Annotated in this window: 2 protein-coding genes; both read right to left on the reverse strand. The window is 26.7% G+C overall.

Annotated elements, in window-relative coordinates; translation table 11 throughout:
- Nucleotides 1-1123: AAA family ATPase (locus J7G74_RS16120; RefSeq protein ID WP_297137250.1), on the reverse strand; the 1123-nt coding region annotated here is incomplete at its 3' end.
- A 227-nt stretch (nucleotides 1124-1350) separates the two neighbouring features.
- Entirely contained in the window at nucleotides 1351-2256 is a 906-nt protein-coding gene (gene queG / locus J7G74_RS16125) for a tRNA epoxyqueuosine(34) reductase QueG (protein WP_297137253.1), read from the reverse strand.
- Nucleotides 2257-2343: the final 87 nt, after the last annotated feature.

The raw sequence follows: 2343 nt of genomic DNA on the forward strand, positions 1-2343 counted from the left end.
CATCAAGTGGTATATCTTCAGGCTCAATTGATACTTTTGTATCTATAGATATTTTTTGTGATTGTATAGCTTTTTTCAACAACTCCCAAGACATAGGATAAGATAAAAGTTGTTGTGCATATAATACTAAATATCCTCCATTAGCTTTTTGTAATGACCCTGCAAAAATTTTAGTGAAATCAGTTTTTACATTACCATTATTGTAATCGTATTCCACCTTTCCGAAAAGTTGTGATGGACTTGGATTAGTTTCTACTATTATAGGAGCGTAGTCATTGTCTTGATTATCTACAAATAAATTAACTGAGTATTTCAGAAAGCTATCTTTACTAAAGTAATCTCTTAATTCTTCGTCATCTAAATAAAATAATTCTAAGTTTTTTAAAATATCTTCTCTTATATTATCAAGATACTCATTAATTTTTTCTTCACCACTATACCTTTCCTTAAGTTCCTCAATATGTGGATCTATAACTACTCTTCCAACTTCCTCTTCTACTTCTTCTATTATATCTCTTATTTTTTCTTCTATTTCTCTAATTTGGTAAACTATTTTTATAGCTACACCTTCTAGTTCTTTCTTTACTTTAAAGAATGCTTCTGAAGAAATCTCGTCTTCAAAATTTTCATCTAAAGGAACAAACACCATTCCTACTTTGCTACTTTTTAGTTTAAACCCTTTTTCTTCTCCATAGTCTTTTATTTTTTTTACTAATTCCTCTTTTTGCAGTTCATATTGTTCTAGCAAAGAATTTTTATTTATTTCATATTCTTCACTATCGAAAGCTTCTTTTATCTCATCAAATAATCTATCTATCATTTCATCAATATCTTCTTTGAATAATTTTCCTATTCCCCTATCTACACTTATTACAATGGGATTTCTTTGGTTGTCAAAATTATATACATAACACCAATCTTTATGTTGGCTTCTTGTTTTAGCATATTCATCCAATACTTTCATTGTATAAGTACTTTTACCTGTTCCAGGGTCACCCGCTATATATATGTTATAAGCTGGATTATTTATTCTTAATCCTAACTCCATTGATGCAACAGCTCTTTCCTGTCCTAAAATATTTTCTAAAGGTTCTATTTCTGATGTATTATTGAATTTTTGCATATTATTCCCCTTTCTATCTGTTAATAATTTATATAAATTTTCATCATGCTCTTTCATAGACTTTATAAATTATATGTAACTAATATCTTCTAATATCCATTATTAATTTTTATAAAAATAAAAAATCGTTTTGCTTAAGATCCTCCATAGTTGATCCACTTCATATCACCAACAGCTTAGCCAATTGCTCAAGTAATAAAGTTGAAAATTAAAAAGTCTATGAATTTTTATTTCATAGACTTTTCAAATACTATATCCATATTACGTTTTATAATTTTTCTACCTCTCCAACTAAAAGCTCTATCACCATATCTCCTCTTAAACTCTTTATTAGATATGGAATTAATTTCTTCTTCATCTAATTTAGTAATTATATTATTTTTAAACTGCTCTATTTTTGTTGATTCTATATTTTTATTATGAGGACATACATCTTGACATATATCACATCCAAATATCATTTTATTATCTTTTATTTTTTTCATTTCATCTTCTGACAAATCCTCCTTCTTTTGTGTTAAATATGATAAACATTTCTTAGGATCCATTTTATAATTTCCTTCTAAAGCATTTCCCGGACAATATTTTACACATTTATTACAATTCATACATGTTTTATTATTAGGTTTGTCATATTCTAAACTTAGATTATTAACTATATATCCTATAAATACATAAGATCCATATTTATCAGTTATTATATTATTGTTAATTCCGTAATACCCAATACCTGATAAATAAGCTAAATATCTATCTACTAATGGCCCATTATCTGTAAATATTTTATATTCAAAGTAACTTTCTTGATTTTTTATTTCTTCGCATATTTCTGTAAGTATTTCTTTTACAACTAAATGATAATCTCGTCCATAACAGTATTTATATATATTAGATTCGTATTCATTTCCTAAATAATAAGGAAAAGCACATACAATTATAGATTCAGCATTCTCCATTATTAGTTTTGGGTTCGTCCTCTTTTCTAAATCAGGCTCTTCCATACCAGTTATTAAACCCTTGTTAACTTTATCTTGTAATACTTCTTTTAAATCATAGTATGGTCCAACACCTGCAACTCCAACAGTATCTATACCTCTATCTTTAAAAAACTTTATTATTTTCTCTTTATCCATAAAATATCCTTTCTTTAAATCCTCTTTAGTTTTATAATAAACTAGTGATAAGGAAGTGATAATTTGATTAAACTAACAATCCCAGGC

It is taken from the genome of Terrisporobacter sp., assembly GCF_017888745.1.
Lineage (GTDB): Bacteria > Bacillota > Clostridia > Peptostreptococcales > Peptostreptococcaceae > Terrisporobacter.

Bases quoted from the DNA above. Each gene is read 5' to 3' on its own strand.
- queG (WP_297137253.1), bottom strand. From the start codon at position 2,256: ATGGATAAAGAGAAAATAATAAAGTTTTTTAAAGATAGAGGTATAGAT.